This window comes from Paenibacillus sp. N22P23 (assembly GCF_059383735.1).
Window position 1 is genome coordinate 1,580,395 of sequence record NZ_JBXENT010000001.1, and the last position, 18,678, is coordinate 1,599,072.

Annotated in this window: 18 protein-coding genes; 2 read left to right on the top strand and 16 right to left on the bottom strand. The window is 48.7% G+C overall.

The genetic code is table 11. The annotated features are described in order from the left end of the window. Window positions 1-121 precede the first annotated feature (121 nt). The 10 genes from AC506A_RS07525 to metH all read right to left on the bottom strand — a co-directional run bounded on the left by AC506A_RS07525 (window position 122) and on the right by metH (window position 13,046). Complete coding sequence (locus tag AC506A_RS07525) at window positions 122-1,138, bottom strand: SAM-dependent methyltransferase (protein ID WP_495460338.1); 1,017 nt, start codon at window positions 1,136-1,138, stop codon at window positions 122-124. Further along, window positions 1,138-1,917 (bottom strand): ABC transporter ATP-binding protein, encoded by a 780-nt coding sequence (locus AC506A_RS07530; protein WP_495460339.1) that lies wholly within the window; start codon window positions 1,915-1,917, stop codon window positions 1,138-1,140. Before AC506A_RS07530 ends, AC506A_RS07525 begins: the two co-directional genes overlap by 1 nt. 39 nt (window positions 1,918-1,956) lie before the next feature. After that, window positions 1,957-2,271 (bottom strand): cyclic-phosphate processing receiver domain-containing protein, encoded by a 315-nt coding sequence (locus AC506A_RS07535; RefSeq protein WP_495460340.1) that lies wholly within the window; start codon window positions 2,269-2,271, stop codon window positions 1,957-1,959. Continuing rightward, complete coding sequence (locus AC506A_RS07540; RefSeq protein WP_495460341.1) at window positions 2,268-3,110, bottom strand: deoxyribonuclease IV; 843 nt, start codon at window positions 3,108-3,110, stop codon at window positions 2,268-2,270. Before AC506A_RS07540 ends, AC506A_RS07535 begins: the two co-directional genes overlap by 4 nt. A gap of 5 nt (window positions 3,111-3,115) precedes the next feature. Beyond that, a complete protein-coding gene (locus AC506A_RS07545; protein ID WP_495460342.1) occupies window positions 3,116-3,943 on the bottom strand; it encodes an Fpg/Nei family DNA glycosylase in 828 nt (275 codons plus the stop codon). 15 nt (window positions 3,944-3,958) lie between these two features. Further along, on the bottom strand, window positions 3,959-4,780 hold the full coding sequence (locus AC506A_RS07550) for a TIGR01457 family HAD-type hydrolase (protein WP_495460343.1): 822 nt from the start codon (window positions 4,778-4,780) through the stop codon (window positions 3,959-3,961). Window positions 4,781-4,795: 15 nt separating this feature from the next. Continuing rightward, entirely contained in the window at window positions 4,796-6,178 is a 1,383-nt protein-coding gene (locus AC506A_RS07555; protein ID WP_495460344.1) for a ribonuclease H-like domain-containing protein, read from the bottom strand. Then, on the bottom strand, window positions 6,175-8,421 hold the full coding sequence (locus AC506A_RS07560; RefSeq protein ID WP_495460993.1) for a DEAD/DEAH box helicase: 2,247 nt from the start codon (window positions 8,419-8,421) through the stop codon (window positions 6,175-6,177). The genes AC506A_RS07555 and AC506A_RS07560 overlap by 4 nt, the downstream gene beginning before the upstream one ends. 162 nt (window positions 8,422-8,583) lie before the next feature. Beyond that, window positions 8,584-9,510, bottom strand: a complete 927-nt coding sequence (rnz, locus tag AC506A_RS07565; protein ID WP_495460345.1) for a ribonuclease Z — start codon at window positions 9,508-9,510, stop codon at window positions 8,584-8,586. Window positions 9,511-9,608: 98 nt separating this feature from the next. Then, window positions 9,609-13,046: a methionine synthase gene (gene metH / locus AC506A_RS07570; RefSeq protein WP_495460346.1), complete on the bottom strand. Its 3,438-nt coding sequence runs from the start codon at window positions 13,044-13,046 to the stop codon at window positions 9,609-9,611. Between the two features lie 192 nt (window positions 13,047-13,238). Here metH and AC506A_RS07575 point away from each other — a divergent pair, with 192 nt between their 5' ends. Then, window positions 13,239-13,775 (top strand): 1,2-dihydroxy-3-keto-5-methylthiopentene dioxygenase, encoded by a 537-nt coding sequence (locus AC506A_RS07575; RefSeq protein ID WP_091215710.1) that lies wholly within the window; start codon window positions 13,239-13,241, stop codon window positions 13,773-13,775. An 84-nt stretch (window positions 13,776-13,859) separates the two neighbouring features. Here AC506A_RS07575 and AC506A_RS07580 read toward each other — a convergent pair whose 3' ends face one another. The 5 genes from AC506A_RS07580 to AC506A_RS07600 all read right to left on the bottom strand — a co-directional run bounded on the left by AC506A_RS07580 (window position 13,860) and on the right by AC506A_RS07600 (window position 17,111). Then, window positions 13,860-14,645, bottom strand: coding sequence for an HAD family hydrolase (locus AC506A_RS07580; protein ID WP_495460347.1), 786 nt, complete (start codon window positions 14,643-14,645; stop codon window positions 13,860-13,862). Between the two features lie 26 nt (window positions 14,646-14,671). Continuing rightward, complete coding sequence (locus AC506A_RS07585) at window positions 14,672-15,190, bottom strand: hypothetical protein (RefSeq protein ID WP_495460348.1); 519 nt, start codon at window positions 15,188-15,190, stop codon at window positions 14,672-14,674. Between the two features lie 52 nt (window positions 15,191-15,242). Further along, entirely contained in the window at window positions 15,243-16,229 is a 987-nt protein-coding gene (locus AC506A_RS07590) for an aldo/keto reductase (RefSeq protein ID WP_495460349.1), read from the bottom strand. 30 nt (window positions 16,230-16,259) lie between these two features. Next, window positions 16,260-16,463: a DUF896 domain-containing protein gene (locus tag AC506A_RS07595; RefSeq protein WP_495460350.1), complete on the bottom strand. Its 204-nt coding sequence runs from the start codon at window positions 16,461-16,463 to the stop codon at window positions 16,260-16,262. 270 nt (window positions 16,464-16,733) lie between these two features. Next, window positions 16,734-17,111 (bottom strand): LysM peptidoglycan-binding domain-containing protein, encoded by a 378-nt coding sequence (locus AC506A_RS07600; protein WP_495460351.1) that lies wholly within the window; start codon window positions 17,109-17,111, stop codon window positions 16,734-16,736. Between the two features lie 189 nt (window positions 17,112-17,300). Between AC506A_RS07600 and lexA the strand changes: the two genes are divergently transcribed. Beyond that, complete coding sequence (gene lexA, locus AC506A_RS07605; RefSeq protein ID WP_495460352.1) at window positions 17,301-17,921, top strand: transcriptional repressor LexA; 621 nt, start codon at window positions 17,301-17,303, stop codon at window positions 17,919-17,921. Window positions 17,922-18,017: 96 nt separating this feature from the next. Here lexA and AC506A_RS07610 read toward each other — a convergent pair whose 3' ends face one another. After that, on the bottom strand, window positions 18,018-18,602 hold the full coding sequence (locus AC506A_RS07610; RefSeq protein ID WP_495460353.1) for a hypothetical protein: 585 nt from the start codon (window positions 18,600-18,602) through the stop codon (window positions 18,018-18,020). Between the last annotated feature and the right edge of the window lie 76 nt (window positions 18,603-18,678).

Below are 18,678 nucleotides of genomic sequence, written 5' to 3' on the forward strand. Positions count from 1 at the left end.
CTCGAATGCGCAGACATTGTCTGCTCCATTCGGGATGCTTTCCCGTATCCAGAAATCTTTAAATTAATTGTTGATTCGGAAATCCGGCAAATCCGAATCGATGAATCGATACTCGTACCTTCTACCGTTTCACTAAGTATAACGTAATTTCGTCGCGATTGTGAAACAATTGCTTCGCTTTCTTCAATACAAATGCTGTCTCCAGCTTCGAGATCACGTCGCGAATCGTCTGCAACGGTTTCTTATGCATCAGCTTAATCGTAATGATTGCTGTAGCACCATCTGTCAGCGCATCCGTTTTCTCTAGCACAAGCTTAGCCATCTGCATCGGACTCCAGCTCATGTCGCATACGAGTAAGTCGAACGTATTCGGTGGGAAATTGACATCCGACGCATTCTTCTTCATTTTCGTAAGACGCGGATAAGCGGACAAAGTTGGATGCAGCTCTGCAGGGTCAATCGCCGTCACACGCAGTCCGCGCTCCAGCAGCAGATGTGTCCATCCGCCAGGCGCAGCGCCGATATCGAGCGCTTCGCGGAAAGTTTCGAAATAAACTTTGAACGCCCGTTCCGCTTCAAGCAGCTTGAATTTTGCCCGTGAAATTTGACCTTCCTCACGTTGAAAACGTACGGCACCGCCAGGCCAATCCGACAGCTGCTCGGCAGGAGTACCCCAGCCGACATACAACTCCTCGGAAGCTGCGAAGATGGAGAAGATTTGCTCTGGCGATTGCATCGTCGTTTCGCCGCCGAGTTCCATGATCACAGCATCTAACACCGCCTTTGTATCAGCAGCGGAATAAATGAATGGCGTGCCATCCATTCGTCTGAGATGGATGGCAGTCGTCCCTTCTTCACAGCGAATTCTTGCACTGCGCATCAGCTCCGAGAGCGCCTGCAAATCATCGGCATTGCCATGAATCGGCAATGCACGGTCAATTGGCTGAATATGTCTTAAGAAGATCGGTTCATTTGTCTGAATCAGATCCAGCATTTCTTCTTTGCTTAACGGAACCTCCATCTTGAATACTTCGCCTGCGATAAGCTGCGTAAATTTAATGCCATTAATTTGCCTACGAAGCTCTTCCATAGCAAGCGACGCAAAACCATGATTAGCTGTTCCAATCCAATGACTCACTACTGTCTGCCTCCTGATAATGCTCGAATCCATGGCCGGTCATCGGCCCATTCTACGGCCACCGGCCAGTCGTACGCACGGCTTAGCCACTCGGGACTAAGCACTTCCTTCTTCGGACCCGCAGCTACGATGCGTCCGTCCTGTACTAACGCCACATGAGTAAATAGCGGTATGATTTCTTCCATATGATGCGTAACATACACAACGGTAATGTCACGCTCACTAAGTCTGTTTAGATCGATCAGTAATTTCTCACGCTCGTATAAATCAAGGCCTGCGCAAGGCTCGTCCATAATAAGCAGCTTCGGATTGGACATTAATGCTCGTGCGAGAAGTACTTTTTTCCGTTCGCCTTGAGAGAGACTAGCTAACGTTTGATTTGCCGTATACAGCAAACCAACCTCATCCAAGTGACGCAGTGCCTTCTGACGCACATTTTCATCGATGGTCTGATAGAAACGCAGAAACGCATATTCGCCTGTCGCTACGACTTCCCAAACCGGGTCACGCAGCGTAAGTTTCTCCATAACCGATTGGCTGATATAACCGACAAGCTTACGTACTTCACGCACATCGCATTCCCCAAAGCGATTGCCGAGCACATCAACGGTTCCTGAGGAGGGGAACTGATAGCCGGTCATCATTTCCAGCAACGTTGTTTTTCCGCAGCCGTTACGGCCAAGAATAACCCAGTGCTCCCCTTTGTTTATTTGAAGATTAACGCCATCAAGTATTTGTCTCTCTTCGCGGCGAAACGTGATGTCTTTCAAAGAAATCATGGTTTTCCCTCCCAGAAGTTCACGTCAAGATGATCTGCACTACCTGTTCTCGGCAGGCATTGGACCATTATGAATTTGAATGTCAAGCGGTGCATGCCGGGTTAATAAATGAACCATTTGCATTCTGCCTGCAAGGCTGGACGTGTGAAAATAGCAGGTTCGCGGATAGCGCCCGCTTGTTACGATATATTCTGCAACGGCCAGCCCATTCGGCTGCCCCCAGCCCAGTTCGAAGTCGAGCGAGAGAATACCCACTTCCTCATGCTGCAGCAGAAGGATACATTCAGCAGCCGTCTTTGCAAGAACGAAGCCCTGCGGGCAGGGCCGGTAATCGTCTAAATATACGTTAATCATGCTTCGCTCTCCCCTCCTAACCGCTGGATCAACTCCATCTGTCCCCTGTGCGTACCATCTTCCCCAGATGGGGTCTCCAGTACGAATGGAACTTGCTTCAGCAGCGGGTGACGCAGCAGCCAGGTCAATCCACGTTCCCCAATATAACCTTCTCCGATCCTCGCATGACGATCTCTCTTCTCGCCGCTTGGATATACGGAATCGTTGAGGTGAATCGCGGTCAGCTGCGAAAGCACACCAAGCTCTTGTGCTTTGTCCATCCATTCAGCTTGGGGACTGCCATCCCATACCCCGCTTGCAAACAGATGACAGGTATCCAAGCAAAAGCCGATTTTGTGGGGATCCACGCATAGATTGCGAATCTGTGCCAGCTCTTCCATCGTCGTCCCCATGAAGGTATGATCACCGGCTTGATTCTCTATGAGCAGCTTAGCCCTGCCGTTCCACTGCGAAGTAACCGCGCTTAATGTCCCTACAGCATTACGGTAACCCTCAAGCGGGTCTGGCCCTTTATAGACGCCGAAATGCACCACAACACCCAGCGAACCACAGGCTTCGGCAATTTCGAGATCATTCAACAGCGAATCTACGGTTCGCGCGCGATGGTCCGCATCTTCTGATGCCACATTAGTCGGATACGGAGAATGGGCAATGGAAACGATGCCTCGTTCCTCACAGAATGTTGCACACCGTTTCGCTTCACTGTAGTCAATGACTTTCACAGAAAGACTTCTCGGATTTTTCGGGAAATATTGATAAGCGACAGCACCGTATGCTGCCGCTCGCCTTGCCGCTTCCCTGTAACCGCCTTTGGTGGAAACATGAAATCCGGTCTTCATCGGGTCTACCTATCCTTCTGGCAGGCAGGACAATAGAACATCTTGCGCGAGTTGATCTCTTCCTGCACGATGGTACCACCGCAGTTTAAGCAAGGTTCTCCGCCGCGATCGTAGACGAGGCATTGGTTATTGTAACCGCCGGTAACCGTATCCTCATTCGTGAGCGGCATCTCCATATAACCACCTTGCGCTAATGCCGATTGCAGCACTTTGTGCATAGCATTGTAGATGCGTTCCCACGATTCAGGCTCAATTGCTGCTAGCTTTGCATCCGGGCGAATTCTCGCTTCGAAGGCAATTTCATCAGCATAGCAGTTGCCAATGCCTGCGATAACGCGCTGCTCGACAAGCGCAGTCTTCAGTGATCCACGGCGGCCTTTGAACCGTTCCTTGAACTTCTCCAGCGTCAACCATTTGTCGAATGGCTCAGGCCCTAGATCTGCTAAGCGTGCAATCGTTTCCTTTACGGTCAACAGATGGATGTAACCTAAGCGAAGTCCGATAAAGCACAGTTCCCCTTGAGGAAAACCAATCGCAACTTGAACGGTGCGATCCGTCTTCTGCGCGACATCGAGGTCGCGTGCTTCATAACGAATCATACCGCCCAGCATGAGATGCAGCAGCAGTCGTTTTCCATTATCCAGATGCAGAATCAACATTTTTCCGCGACGCTCTACAAACCAGACGGTTCTCCCGATCAACTCCTGTTCAAAGGTTTCCACCGGAACGTTGATCGATTTCTGACGCGTAACCTGCACTTTCATAATCGGCTGTCCGGAGATCCGCTCCGTCAGCATGTTGCGATAATGTTCCATTTCCGGCCATTCCGGCATCGCACTTCTTCCTTCCTATCGGCTCTGCTGCCCGCTTGCCAGCTGATTGCCTATAAACTGCTCCAGGGTATGTAAGTTATCAATAATGACCGTTGCCTCACAGCCGGCTGCCGCAAGTAATTCCTTATAATTGTCGCCTGTTGCGAGCCCGGTTAAAACAAGGATTGACGGACAATTTACGGATTGCGCTGCTGCTATATCCGTAGCTGGATTATCTCCGATCATCCATGTCTCAGATGCATGCAGCCCCAGCCGTTTCAGAGCAAAATCCATTAAGATCGCCGATGGTTTCCCAATAACAATCGGTTCGACACCGGATGCTGCCCGCAGCATCGCACCAATCGATCCGGCTCCCGGAACCAAGCCATGTTCGGCAGGCACAAGCAAATCCGGATTCGTCAAAATATAGCTTGCACCGCTGCGGATATATGTGACCGCTTTGGCCACTTTATCGTAGGTAAGCTGCTTATCAATTCCCTGCACGACGATATCAGGCTCTTCTTCTACCAGCTGCAAACCGGCATCCTGTAAGGCTGTTCGCAGCCCATGCTCTCCAATGACATGTACTCGCGCTCCTGGTTGCCGCTCAGCAATATAGGCCGCAGCACCTTGTGCCGAAGTACATACCTCAGATGGATTCGTCTGGATTCCCATCGCACTTAGTCGTTCAGCGAAAGCCTCAGGCGTAGCGGAAGAATTGTTCGTTACGAATAAGAACTGAATATTTAGTCGACGCAGCGCCGCAATGAGCGTATCTGCTCCCGGAATCATAATGCCGCCATGGTACATCGTTCCGTCCAAATCAATGAGCAGACCGCGAAGCGAATTGACGCTCATGGATGTCCACTCCTTCTACTTAGCTTCAGCTAATTTATTTAACTTCCTGCGCAAACGGTCTATCCGCTTACGGAGCTCATCTAACTCTGAGCGCCGATTACCTTTAAGCCGCAGACCGGCAAGGCGACGCTGAGCGATGGCGAATGCTGTTTCGGCCAGAACAAGTGCTTCATCCAACTGCTTCGTCTTGTGCTCATAATACATCGCTAGCTCTATATGCCCTTCATAATCCGGCCAAGCAGCATGTGTTGCTTCATCTACAGCCTTCTGCCACAATACCACAGCACGCTGCCAATTTCCACATTTCTTGTCTCGTTCCGCCAGTAAACACAAGCCTCTGATCGTTGGACGAGGATGTTCGGCTGCAGCAGCATAGAGCGGCTCAGCAAGTTCCGGTTTCCCCATTTTCTCCAGCCATAGCCCCGTGCGCAGCAGTTCCTCCGCTTCCTCCGGCATCGGAACCGTTCCCGTTCCTATTCTTCCGCCAAGCAAGTAGCCAAACCGGATTGCCAGTGCAGCCAAGGAAAGCATATCGCACTCATTGTGCAGAAATACACCGAGCAGCGGTTCTGGATTGCTGTCAGCTAAATATTGAAAATAGATAGCCGGTGCTTGTGAACCCGGCACATCATCAAGTCGTGTAATGCCAAGACGTTCTTCTTCCACATGACTTAACCGGCATGATACCAGCGTATTTCGCCATACAGACCGAGACGGGTACAATAAATCGATATGGATCGGCTCCCACTGAAACGTTCGGAAGCCGTTAAGAATAAACCGATTGTATAACACAGGCCAGTCGAATGTCCGACCGTTGTATGTGACTAAGTGTGTAAAGCTGGGAAGAAGATTGCATAAATAGCCGATCATCGCCCGTTCCTCAGCCGGATGACGAATGAGCATTTGCTCGACAATGAACACATCATCCTGCAAATAAGCTAGCCCTACCATGAAAGGGACATTACCCGCTCCGACTCCGAGTCCGGTTGTTTCTAAATCAAGAAATAACAAATTCGTGTACCCAAGGTCAATGGATTCCGGTTTGCGAAATGCATCGAGGCTGATTTGGGCTTCCGAGAGCTCGTTTAACTGATGAATCCCATGCATATGTGTTAATGGATAGCGGCTTTCCCGTACTAGAAATGCGCCTTCCGTCGACTGCACAAGGCGCACGCCGAGCTCATCCCACGCTGGAGAAAGCACGTCATCTAGGGTCGCATCTGCTGAGACTGCAGCGACTGACGCATCAGGAGACTGTTCACCACCATGTATGACAGCTGACTTTTCACACCCGGCAATACCCGCCGTCTCAGCATGGTTAACCATACCAGCAAGTCGTTCTTCCTGAGCGACTTGCGCATTCTTAAGTCGCAGCAGCCGATCCCTTAACCCGCTCATAACCCCTCCATAATGAAAAGCGATTTTTTCTTTGCATTTATCCCTGCTATTTCAGTGCCAATGCAGGATGGGCAGCCAGCTTCACAAGGGCATTTCTGAATGAGATTTTTCGCTGCTGCTTTGATATCATCGAATCTTTTATATACGTCTTCCGCCAATCCGATACCACCGGGGTAATGATCATATATAAATATCGTAGGCAGCTGCGAATGTTCAGCCCTAATCTGTGAAACCACATGAATGTCGCTTCGATCGCACATGACATGTACAGGTACAATATGTCTAATTACATTCGATATTCCCATAAGCAGCTGTTCAAGTGTTTTGGTTTCTATCGTTGGGTCAACCTCGTTTATCTCTACCCAGGTCGCGCTCGTATGCAGCTCTTCTTCCGGCAGCTTTATTGGCCCGTATCCGATATTCTCGAAGCTCGATAAACGGATTTTTTTGTACATGGTCGCCATCACATTTACGGCCGCATCGCCATAATGAATGGAAGTCGTTTGCCTTTTTTTCGATAAATCTATGGATAAGACCTTTAGCTTAACCGCTAGGTTGGCGTCCGTGTAATACTCTACATCGACTTCCCGTACATACGCTTTCTTATGCTCCCAATCCAACTTTTCTACTTGGAACTGTACCCCTTCGTGCAAATAGATAGCTTCATCATGCAATAGGGTCATCGCGCTGAATCTGTCCATCTCGCCAATGATTTTAACATTTCCTCTCTCGGATTGGTCGATAATGACGACATTTTCTTGTGCTGCAGATCGCAGGCTCACTTCGTGGGCAGGGAATGATTGATTCGCCCAGTAGAATGCCCCTCCGGATTGGGTAAGCACCCTTTCTTCCACTAGATATTCCAGGATGTCTGTGATCTCTAACGGTCCGAATTCTTCCCCCAATTTGAGTGGAAGCTCATACGCAGCACATCGCAAATGGTCGATCAGAATCAATAAATTCTCAGGGTTTATGCGTGCCGATTCCGGGGAACGTTCAAAGAAATAGTCAGGATTCTGCACTATATATTGGTCGATCGGTGTATTACTGGCTACCATCACTACCAAAGCTTCGCCATGACGTCTGCCGGCTCGGCCTGCTTGCTGCCAAGTGCTGGCGACGCTGCCGGGATATCCTGACATGATGCAGACTTGCAGCTGCCCAATGTCTACGCCAAGCTCCAGCGCATTCGTACTTACTACGCCTACGATTTCACCGTTCCTTAATCCTCGTTCGATCTCTCGACGCTGATTGGGTAAGTATCCGCCTCGATAGCCCCGAATGGATTTGCTTCCTAGTTCATTTTTCACTAGTTCCTGCAAGTGACTTAGAATAAGCTCTACTCTTACCCGGCTGCGGGCAAAAACGATGGTTTGCACTTTATTGGCTAGAAATTGTTTGGCCAATTGATTGACTTCAACCGTTGCACTTTTTCTTAGATTCAACGCCTTATTGACGATGGGAGGATTATAAAAAACAAAGTGTTTTCTCCCTCTCGGAGCGCCGTTGTCGTCAACCAAACGCATTGGTTTTCCTGTAAGCTGTTCGGCCAGCTCCCTCGGGTTCGCGATCGTTGCTGAGGTACAGATAAAAATCGGATTGCTGCCGTAAAACTTACAGATTCGCTGCAGCCTTCGAATTACATTGGCTACATGACTGCCGAAGACGCCTCTGTATGTATGCAGTTCGTCAATGACGATATATTTAAGATTGCTAAATAAGCTAATCCATTTCGTATGATGAGGAAGAATAGCAGAGTGAAGCATATCCGGGTTAGTAATTACAATATGACCGACATTCTTAACAATTTGCCGAATTTCCGGAGAAGTGTCACCGTCATACGTAAAACTTTTGATGTCGATTCCCATTTCGGCAATAATTTCGTTCAGTTCGCTCTTCTGATCCTGCGCCAGCGCCTTCGTAGGGAACAAATACAGCGCGCGGCTGGCGTCGTCTTCGGCGATAGCCTGTAGAACGGGGAGGTTATAGCAGAGCGTTTTCCCCGATGCAGTTGGGGTTACAGCGACCATGTTCTCACCTTTACGTATGGTTTCGTAGGCAGTGTACTGATGGCTGTATAACTCTTCAATTCCTCGTTTACCTAAAGCTGCTTTAATTCTTGCGTCTACACTTTCGGGCATCGGTCTTGTTCTAGCTTCTATTGGTTCAACTTCGTGCCAGTTGATGACATTTTCATTCACTCTTAATTCTTGTACGAGCTCGGAAAGATTTTTCTTTCGAATCATGATTGATAACCCCCGTGATAGAACGACTGTTCCCCTCATTATAACCGCTCGGGTTAAAATAAAAAAAGCCCTATTTTTTACAAGCGGCAAAAGCCGCCCTGTCGCAGCTTGCGATTGGACGGCTTCTGGGCTTACTCCACTTGTCACCATAGGATGCTATTATGTTGAACGCTTCACTTGGAATTCTGCATAATCGAACGCTGCATCTGTATGAGGGAAAATCGTCCGTGCATCAGCCACCAGTTCCGCTACGGCTTCATCGTCGAAACGGGAGCTGAAATGCGTGACTACCAGCCGTTTGACCCCAGCTGCAGATGCAATCTCAGCGGCTTGGCGAATCGTGGAATGGCCGTAAGCAGCTGCTTTCTCCTCCATTCCACCTGCGAAGGTTGCTTCATGCACGAGCAGATCGGCATCCTTTGCCAGTAGAATGGCATTGTTGCATGGCGTAGTATCACCGAGAATGGTGACCACACGTCCGGGCAACTGCGGACCGACTACATCGGAGGAGGAGATGGTACGGCCATCCTCAAGTGTTATCGATTCGCCACGTTTGAGCTTGCCATACAAGGGACCTGGCCGAACGCCAAGCTCTGCAAGGAGCGACAGATTAAGCTGGCCCTGCTGCGGGCGCTCGGTAATGCGGTAACCGAAGCATGGGAGCCGATGATCAAGCTCTGCGGCCTCCACGATGAATCGATCATCTGCAGCAACCTCACCGGCTGTAACCTCAATAACTTCAAGCTCATAGCCAAGATGAACCCCGCTATGTAGGAAAATGACGTTCAGATATTCTTTCAATCCGGCCGGGCCGTAGATCTGAAGCGGACCTGCCCCCTCAAAATACGTCCGACTGCTCAGCAAACCCGGCAATCCGTAGAGATGATCGCCATGCAAATGTGTAATAAAAATACGTTCCAATTTATTTAACTTCAATCCACCGTGAAGCAGCCTATGCTGTGTGCCTTCGCCGGTGTCGAACAGCCAGAACCCGCAATACGGTTCAGGAAGACACAGGGCAATGGAAGTGACATTGCGTGTTTTCGTTGGCCTTCCTGCGCTTGTACCGAGAAACGTGAGCTGCATGCATGCTCCCTCCAATCTCCATCCTAAAGCTGTCTATAACAATACCCTCCAAAGCTGCGGCTGAACACCGCAAATTCGGAGGGTACCTATTCTATCTGTTACGCTTTCTCTACGTTGAAATACTGCGCTTCCGGATGGGCAAATACCATTGCGGATACGGATGCTTCCGGCTCCATCATGAAACCTTCTGTCAATTGCACGCCGATGTCTTCGGGTTTCATCAGCTCAAACAATGGCTGTTGATCTTCCAGATTCGGACAAGCCGGGTAACCAAACGATACACGAATACCTTGATAACGAGCACCATGGCGCTGTTTCATCGTCATGTCCGGGTGATCCGGGAAGCCCCAAGTATCGCGCATCAAATGATGGACGCGTTCGGCCATTGCTTCCGCAACCTCAAGTGCAACGGATTGCAGCGCATGTGAGCGCAAGTAGTCGCCATTGTCTTTCAGCTCGGTTGCTTTCTCTCTTACGCCTTCGCCTGCTGTTACAACGAGGAATCCAACGTAATCCATTACGCCGCTTTCCACGGATTTCAAGAAGTCCGCTAAGCAGAGGTAAGGTTCAACTTGCTGACGCGGGAACGTAAATCGTTTGATCTCGACACCAGGCTTGCTCGGGTCATAGATAATAATATCGTTACCCGACGATTGCGCCGGGAAGAATCGATACATTCCATTTGCCTTCAATAACCCTTTCGCGGCATCGGCAATCAGTCCGTCAACCGTTTCTTTCAAATTAACGGCTTTCTCATTGCCTTCGGCAAGGAGTGAATCCACATTGCCCTTCAAGCCGAGATGATGGCCAAGCAGCATTTGCATATTAATGTAAGGCGCGACATGCGGAATTGGCACATTACGAAGAACGTGACGGTCCGTGTCCGGCGGGATGTATACAGGCGCATCCTTGGATACATTCGATTTCACTGCACGAGTCAGCTCAGGAAGCGGCTTCTTCTCCGTTTCTTCCAAGTAACCGGAAGCTTTGAGAGCAGCCATCTCCTCCTCGTAGACGAGGCGATGTTGTTTGTCCATCAGCTTGTTGGCGATGTCCAGACCATCCATCGCATCCTTCGCATACAGCACCAAGCCGTCATATTCAGGTCCGATCCGATGTTTCGTAAATTTACGAGTCAGCGCCGCGCCTCCAACCAGAATCGGAGCGTCAATGCCTGCACTGCGCAAATCCTGCGCCGTCAATATCATCTGCTGCGCCGATTTTACGAGAAGACCCGAGAGACCAATGGCATCAACCGGTTCCTTACGGTAGGCTTCAATAATTTGTTCAGGCGGCACTTTAATGCCTAGGTTAATAATTTTGTAGCCATTGTTGGATAAGATGATTTCGACCAGATTTTTACCGATATCATGGACATCGCCTTTAACGGTTGCCAGTATGATTTTACCTTTAACAGCCGTTTCATTCTTCTCCATGAACGGTTCCAGATACGTAACGGAAGCTTTCATCACTTCGGCGCTTTGCAGCACCTCTGCCACGATCAGCTCATTCCCGTTGAATAACCGACCGACTTCCTCCATCCCTCTCATCAGCGCGCCGTTGATGATTTCAAGCGGCGAGTATTTCTTCAGCGCTTCATCAAGATCCGGGTAAAGTCCTTCCTTCGTACCTTCAACCACATAAGAAGCAAGGCGCTCTTCAAGCGTCAACGTTGAGATCTTCTCTTTCTTCACAACCTTCTTCTCACGGAAAGCTGCTACGAACGCTGCCAATGTCTCATCGTTCGTATTATAGATCAATTCCTCAGCAAGGCGGCGCTCTTCTTCCGGAATGGATGCATACCGCTCCAGTTTCTCCGTATTCACGATTGCATAATCAAGACCTGCCTTCGTCGTGTGATACAGATAGACCGAGTTAAGCACTTCGCGACCCGCATCCGGCAAACCGAATGAGATATTACTTAGGCCGAGAATCGTCTTCGCCTTCGGATATTTTGCTTTAATCATCTTAATGCCTTCAATGGTCTCTACTGCAGAACCAATATACTGCGGGTCACCGGAGCCAACCGGGAACATGTTCGGGTCAAAAATAATATCTTCCGGATTCATGCCATATTTCTCGGTAAGCAGCTCATACGAACGTGTTGCCACTTCCATCTTTGCTTCGCGAGATACGGCTTGTCCACGCTCGTCGATAAGAATACAAACAACAGCTGCCCCATAACGATGAATGAGCGGCAATATCTTCTCGAACTTTGATTCTCCATCTTCCAGGTTAATGGAGTTGATGATTGCTTTCCCTTGGGAATACTTCAGGCCCAGCTCAATAATATGATCGTATGTGGAATCGAGCATGAGCGGTACTTTAATCTTCTTCACGACTTCAGGCAAAAATTGATGAACGGCATGTGCCTCATCAATGTCTGTATCCTGCAGGTTAATATCAATAATGTGGGCGCCGCCCTTTACTTGAGCACGGGCAATTTCGGACGCTTCATCATATTTCTCTTCTTTAATGAGTCGTTTGAATTTCCGTGATCCGGAAATGTTCGTACGCTCACCGATCATAATCGGGCGGTTATCTTCTTCAATAAACACCGTTTCAATACCGGAAACAGCCGGCGGATGCTCACCTTGCTTCGTACGCGGCGCGTAATTCGCCAGTGTCTCGGCCATGGCGCGGATATGATCCGGCGTTGTGCCGCAGCAGCCGCCAGCGATATTAATCCAGCCCTGCTCGGCAAAAGCAGCGATTTTCTTCGCAAGCGATTCCGGCGACTCGTGATACTTCCCATTCTCATCCGGCAAACCGGCATTCGGGTAGCAACTGACTGCCGCATGCGAAATCGCAGAGAGGGAACGGATATGGTCACGCATGAACTCCGGACCTGTTGCGCAGTTAAGCCCGATTGAGATGGGGTTCATGTGCTCAAGCGAGATATAGAAGGATTCAATATTCTGTCCGGCTAGTGTCGTGCCCATCGGCTCGATCGTACCGGAAATCATCAGTGGAAGCGTCCTGCCTGCTTCTTCAAAGGCTTTATGAATACCGATCGTGCCGGCTTTCACGTTCAGTGTATCTTGTGAAGTTTCCAGCAGCATGGCATCAACGCCGCCTTCGATAAGCGCGATGGCTTGCTCGTAATAGCTCTCCACCAACTCATCAAACGTTACTCCGCCTGTTACTGACAGTGTCTTCGTAGTAGGTCCAAGTGCTCCGGCTACGTAACGCGGCTTGTCCGGTGTGGAGTATTTATCCGCAGCAGCACGGGCAAGGGATGCCGCAGCAAGATTGATCTCTCTTGTTTTCTCCGGGATGTCATATTCAGCAAGGACGACGCTTGTCGCGCCGAACGTATTGGTTTCGAGAATGTCTGCACCTGCAGCCAAGTAAGCTTCATGGATACCTTGTATAACATCGGGACGTGTCAGAACGAGCATTTCATTACAGCCGTCCAGTTCTTCGCCGCCAAAATCCTCCGGCCCCAGATCCGCCTGTTGAATCATCGTTCCCATTGCCCCATCGAGGATGAGAATTCGTTTCGCGAGCATGTCCTGCATTGTCGGTTTCGTCAAAAGATGCACTTCCCTTCCGATAATCCAACTCACTGCCTAATTGAAGCCTAGGCGTGGTCAATTCAGCAAAAATCATTTCCCTATACTCTACCAGAATTCACCGCGCGTGCAAAGAACCTTTTCAGGTCAATCGTTTTGTTCTATAATTATTCTGATCGGAATTACGATTTTGGTGAAAAGAGGGATTATTCGATGGCAGAAATTCGAATTCGCAGCACGGATGAGCGCATCTCCGGCGAAGAGAACGTCCGTGCTTTTCTAGAGAAGCAAGAAGTACTATATGAGCACTGGGATGCAAGCAAGCTTCCAACTGAACTTCATAACAAATTTGTATTGAATGATGAAGAGAAGCAAACGATCCTTAGCACATACGACGATGAAATCCGTGACCTTGCAGCACGTCGCGGATACAAAATTTGGGATGTTATCTCACTCTCTGACGCGACCCCGAACATCGAAGAATTGCTGAAGAAGTTTGAGCAGATCCACATCCACACCGAAGATGAAATCCGCGGCATCGTGTCCGGACGCGGTATCTTCATTATTAAAGGTGACGAAGAAACCGGTTATTTCGATGTTGAGCTAGAAGCTGGCGACGTCATCTCTGTACCGGAGAACAAAGCGCATTTCTTCACACTGATGGACAACCGCGAAATTATTGCTGTTCGCCTCTTTATTGAGAAAGACGGCTGGGTTGCTCACAATATCGAAGATCCTGCTTTCGCATAATGCCCTGATTCGAAATAAGAAGACCCGTCCTCGGACGGGTCTTCTTATTTGTACTTCTTCTATTAGCGCTGCTCTCATCTCAGATTAGAGAAGCAAAGGCAGCAACTCTTCCAAATGCTTGATTTCATGCGAAGGAATAATTTCGTCTGAACGCGTCATGCCGTGGCGATTAATCCACACGGACGTCATGCCAATCGTATTAGCTCCCAGAATATCCGTAGTCAGCTTGTCCCCCACCATGATGCCATGCTCCGGCTCAACGCCAAGACGCTCTAAAGCATGATGGAAGATGGCCGCAGCCGGCTTGCCTTGGCCAAATTCACCGGAAATAATAATATGATCAAAATAAGGCACGATCGCCGGAACGCCTGCCAGCTTCTCGCGCTGCAGATCAGGTGATCCGTTCGTCAGCAGCAGAAGCTTGTACTTTCCTTTCAGCTGGTCCAAGATTGCAAACGTCTCTTCATATACATAGGGACGACTGCGACGTTCAGCAGGGAATTGCTCTGCTAGCTGAGCTCCCAGCTCTGCATTGTCCACGCCTAATGCCTTTAGGCCCAGTGTCCAAGCTTCGCGGCGATAGGCCGGAGCGAGCTGCTGGAGCTTGCGGAACTCTTCTTGTTCCCCCTCCAGAAAGTTCGCCCATAGCCCCTCAAACGGATTGATTCCGATCATTTTGGTGAATGGGAACGTTTCATAGGATTCATAGAGCGCGCGAGCTTCACGGCGAACGGCTTCTTCCAAGCTTTTCGCATCTACTCCGGTTTGTGCTGCAGCAGTTTGGCAGGTCGCATCAAATGCTTCCTGTACACTTCGGTCATCCCATAATAGTGTATCGTCGAGATCAAATAAGACTGCTTGTTTAGCCATAATTGTGTCTGCACTCCACTTCCGAATTATTTTTCAGTAAATGCAATACCATGCTGCGCGGAAAACGTCCGCAAACGCTCCGACATCTGATCCGTCGGGAAACGGTTGATTACACGCGAGAACACCCAGTTTCCGCCTTTATGCTGCTCAACGACTATGTAGCCCTTCTGCGAGGTAATGGCCTTTATGTTGCTCACATAAATCGAGCGATCACCGGTGAAGCGACGGGAACGAATAAAGTCACCGCCGACCGAAAGATACGGGCGGCGCAGCGTGAAGAGCAAAGCTAAGATGACATAACACGCTACTGTCAGCCAGAACATGTTACCTGTCTGCTTATACGTATCAGCAGTAACCGTTACGATCACATAGAAAAGGATGAACAGCAGCAGAAATGCTGGCATCAAGTAGCTTCTTCCTTTATAGGTGTCGAGCTTCTCTGCACTTGATTTGGCCGCCATAAGCGGCGCCTTTCCATGCTTCTTACGTTGTTTGTTAATTTCTGCTTGGTTCTTCTGTACTTTACGTTCCCACGATCTTGACAAGGGTGTTCCTCCTTCATAATCTTAAACACGCTGTAAATCTGCTTGCTCTAAGTTAGATCGGTCTAGCGAATTTCGCAATAAAACGGTTCGGATATTCGCTAGGCAATGCGCTTACTTCGTCCAGCTTGTTCCATACTGAATCCGGCATCGTCCAACCGATAGCACCCATATTTTCTTCAAACTGTTCCAATGTGCTAGCGCCAAAGATTGGAGACGTTATCCCTTTACGTTGAAGCAGCCATGACAGCGCGACTTGAGCAGGTGTTCGATCCAGTTCTTTCGCTGCGCTTAGGACTGCTTCAAGCACTGCGAAATTATCCTCGCTAGCACGATTTGCCCACGAGCTCTCACCTTGCTTGGAAGTTAATCTTCCACTTACAGGCTCATCTTGTGTGTACCTGCCTGTCAGAAATCCGCCGCCTAGTGGTGCCCAAGGAATAATACCTACATTCTCTTCCAAGCACAAAGACAACATCTCGCGGTCCATCTCACGACTAACCAGGCTGTATTGCGGTTGAATCGAGATAAAACGAACATAACGATTCCAATCGCTCGTAGACAAAGACTTCATGAGCTGCCATGCGAAGAAATTGGAACAGCCGATATAACGAACTTTCCCTGATGTAACCAGATCATCGAGCGCGCGAAGCGTCTCTTCGATCGGTGTAGCGTGATCCCATACATGAACTTGGTAGAGGTCGATATAGTCGGTATCCAGTCTCTTCAAGCTTGCTTCAACAGCATCCATAATATGCTTTCTGGAAACACCAACGCCGTTTGGATGGTTTGCGGTCGCAAATCTCACTTTCGTTGCGAGTACAACTTCGGAGCGTCTATCTTTTATCGCCTTACCTACAATCTCTTCAGAACGCCCGGAAACATATACGTTCGCAGTATCGAGGAAATTGCCGCCTTTCTCGAAGAAACGATTCATCATCTCTATCGAATCCGTCTCGCTCGTCGTGTTACCGAACGTCATTGTACCTAAACAAAGCTCCGATACGGCTAAACCGCTTCGGCCAAGTAAACGATATTGCATGCTACATGTCCTCCTTCGAATAGACTGCTGCTAATGCTTGATCGTATCGTCCCCGTCCTCTTCATCCTCCACATATTTAATGGTATCGAGTTGATTACGGAAGTTTTTCTTGAAATTCTCAAGATATAGACGGCGAAGCTCGTCGCGTTCGACCAGTTCCTCCGGGGATAACCCTACTGTTTTGTTCTTTCTGGATAATTCATTAATACGGGCGATGATCTTCTCCATATCCATTATGCTCCTTTCCTGAATCGGCCAACATGTCATTCTTTACTTTGACATTTTTAATTGCCCATTGTCAAGGCGAAATGGACCTCTCCAGCGCTTGATTCCACTAGTCTTGACCGCGCTCCATCACGTCAAGTTCACCCTATTTATACGTTATACCACGAAAATGAAAAAAGCCTGAGCAACGGGGGCTCAGACTTGTGAATGCAGATGCTTATAGAACGTTCTTGTAAGTATGTATTCCTATTATAGAAGTAGATGCGGTATATCATCTAGTTATTCGGCAGGAATAATTAAGGATTGTCCGGCTTGCAGCGAGCTAGAGGTCAAGTTGTTCCGTTGTTTCAAGTCGAAAACAACATGACGAATATCTTCACCTTCCTTGCGAATACTGCTAGCGATATTCCAAAGTGTGTCACCGGAGCCAACAATGACGATCTGCTCCGAAGCAGTAGGTGCTGTCGGATGCTCACTGTTAGCTTGGCTTGTCATCAGTGACAATCCTGTGAAAAGCAGTACGAAAAACAATGTAGCAACGGCTAGCCTCATTAGTAAACGTTCTGTTCTTCTCTCTTGCCAAGTACGCTTCACAGCGCGTGTATTGCGAGTTTCACCTTTATAAGTAGAAGAGTAAGTGGACATTGTTGTCATCATTCACCAGCACCCCAAACGTTTGTTCTGTTTTTGTTAAATTTAGAATAACACGAACGCTTGTTTGCAGTCAAGCGCAATTGGAACATTTGTTCGTGAAAATATGCGAACTTGTGTTTCTCGAACTTATGTTTGTACGAACTCCGGTTCTGTGCTATAATTTGACACAAATGAAACTTTGGAGTGATTCCGGTGTCGAAACTTTCAAACCGCCAGCAGGCGATACTAGAATTCATTAAGACGGAAGTACGCGAGAAAGGCTATCCGCCTTCCGTTCGTGAGATTGGCGAAGCGGTCGGACTCGCTTCCAGCTCAACTGTTCACGGCCATCTTGATCGCCTGGAGAAGAAAGGCCTTATTCGCCGCGATCCAACCAAACCTCGCGCGATTGAGATTTTGGACGGCGAAGACAACGAGATTCCATTCCCTCTCTCCATTGCAAAGGTCCCTGTAGTAGGTAAGGTAACTGCCGGTGTACCGATTACGGCAACAGAGAATATCGAAGATTACTTCCCCCTTCCAGCTGACAAGGTTGGTGACCACAACGTATTTATCCTTAGCGTTGTTGGAGAGAGTATGATCGAAGCAGGCATTCATAACGGCGATTACGTCATTGTCCGCCAACAGCAAACCGCTTCGAACGGCGATATCGTCGTAGCGATGACTGAAGAAGACGAAGCTACTGTGAAAACCTTCTATAAAGAGAAGGACCATATCCGTCTTCAACCGGAGAACTCGACGATGGAACCTATTCGTCTGCGTAATGTATCCATACTCGGTAAAGTCATTGGACTTTTCCGCGACATCCACTAAATGAACGAAACAAAGGGGCATTTCTTATCGCTGCAGCAGCGATAAGAAATGCCCCTTTTCGGTCCTCCCCTCGTAGATGTACCTCCGCAATGTCAGCTAACCTACAATTTCACGGAATAACAAATGACGATAAGTGAATTTACTGCTCTTGTACTTGAAACTTAAGGCTATGCCGGAGAAATCAATCTGAATCGATTTAAGCGCATATGCCGTTACTTTTTGTCGAATCAAATAGGATAGCCGTGTTCGATTGTTGTTGTTCACAGCCGCAGCTACCGCAGCTGCGTAAGTTGAAGAACATAGAAGTGCTTTATAGAAGGGCAGAACTGCTCTTGCAATCGCTCTATGAATCGGAGTGGAGAACGTGAATTGCGTTGTCCCCGGTGGAATCGTCGTTCCAATGGAATATTGAAGGATAGGCTCCGGAAACTCGAAATCGAAGAAATAGCCAATCGCATTCGTCGAGAAGCCGTTTAACTTTGCAGAAGGCACTACCGACTTAAACAGAGCGGATAAGGTATCCAAATCCGCGCCTCGAATAGCCTTGGACCATTTCAGTGCATAGGTATAATTCAGTGCGATCTTCCTTAAGAATGGCACCATTGTTGCTGCTACATGTGATAATATCGCCCCGGTAAGCCGAAACTGTTTTTCCGCTTTTGTCGCCGCCCTCTCCTTCACACTCGCTGCCTCCTTCATGTATTACTGTTGTGGCATACTATGCGGATTGAGAGGTACAAGTGCGGAAACACTTCCA

Bases quoted from the DNA above. Each gene is read 5' to 3' on its own strand.
- AC506A_RS07530 (WP_495460339.1), bottom strand. From the start codon at position 1,917: ATGATTTCTTTGAAAGACATCACGTTTCGCCGCGAAGAGAGACAAATA.
- AC506A_RS07535 (WP_495460340.1), bottom strand. From the start codon at position 2,271: ATGATTAACGTATATTTAGACGATTACCGGCCCTGCCCGCAGGGCTTC.
- AC506A_RS07540 (WP_495460341.1), bottom strand. From the start codon at position 3,110: ATGAAGACCGGATTTCATGTTTCCACCAAAGGCGGTTACAGGGAAGCG.
- AC506A_RS07545 (WP_495460342.1), bottom strand. From the start codon at position 3,943: ATGCCGGAATGGCCGGAAATGGAACATTATCGCAACATGCTGACGGAG.
- AC506A_RS07550 (WP_495460343.1), bottom strand. From the start codon at position 4,780: ATGAGCGTCAATTCGCTTCGCGGTCTGCTCATTGATTTGGACGGAACG.
- AC506A_RS07555 (WP_495460344.1), bottom strand. From the start codon at position 6,178: ATGAGCGGGTTAAGGGATCGGCTGCTGCGACTTAAGAATGCGCAAGTC.
- rnz (WP_495460345.1), bottom strand. From the start codon at position 9,510: ATGCAGCTCACGTTTCTCGGTACAAGCGCAGGAAGGCCAACGAAAACA.
- AC506A_RS07575 (WP_091215710.1), top strand. From the start codon at position 13,239: ATGGCAGAAATTCGAATTCGCAGCACGGATGAGCGCATCTCCGGCGAA.
- AC506A_RS07580 (WP_495460347.1), bottom strand. From the start codon at position 14,645: ATGGCTAAACAAGCAGTCTTATTTGATCTCGACGATACACTATTATGG.
- AC506A_RS07590 (WP_495460349.1), bottom strand. From the start codon at position 16,229: ATGCAATATCGTTTACTTGGCCGAAGCGGTTTAGCCGTATCGGAGCTT.
- AC506A_RS07595 (WP_495460350.1), bottom strand. From the start codon at position 16,463: ATGGATATGGAGAAGATCATCGCCCGTATTAATGAATTATCCAGAAAG.
- AC506A_RS07600 (WP_495460351.1), bottom strand. From the start codon at position 17,111: ATGATGACAACAATGTCCACTTACTCTTCTACTTATAAAGGTGAAACT.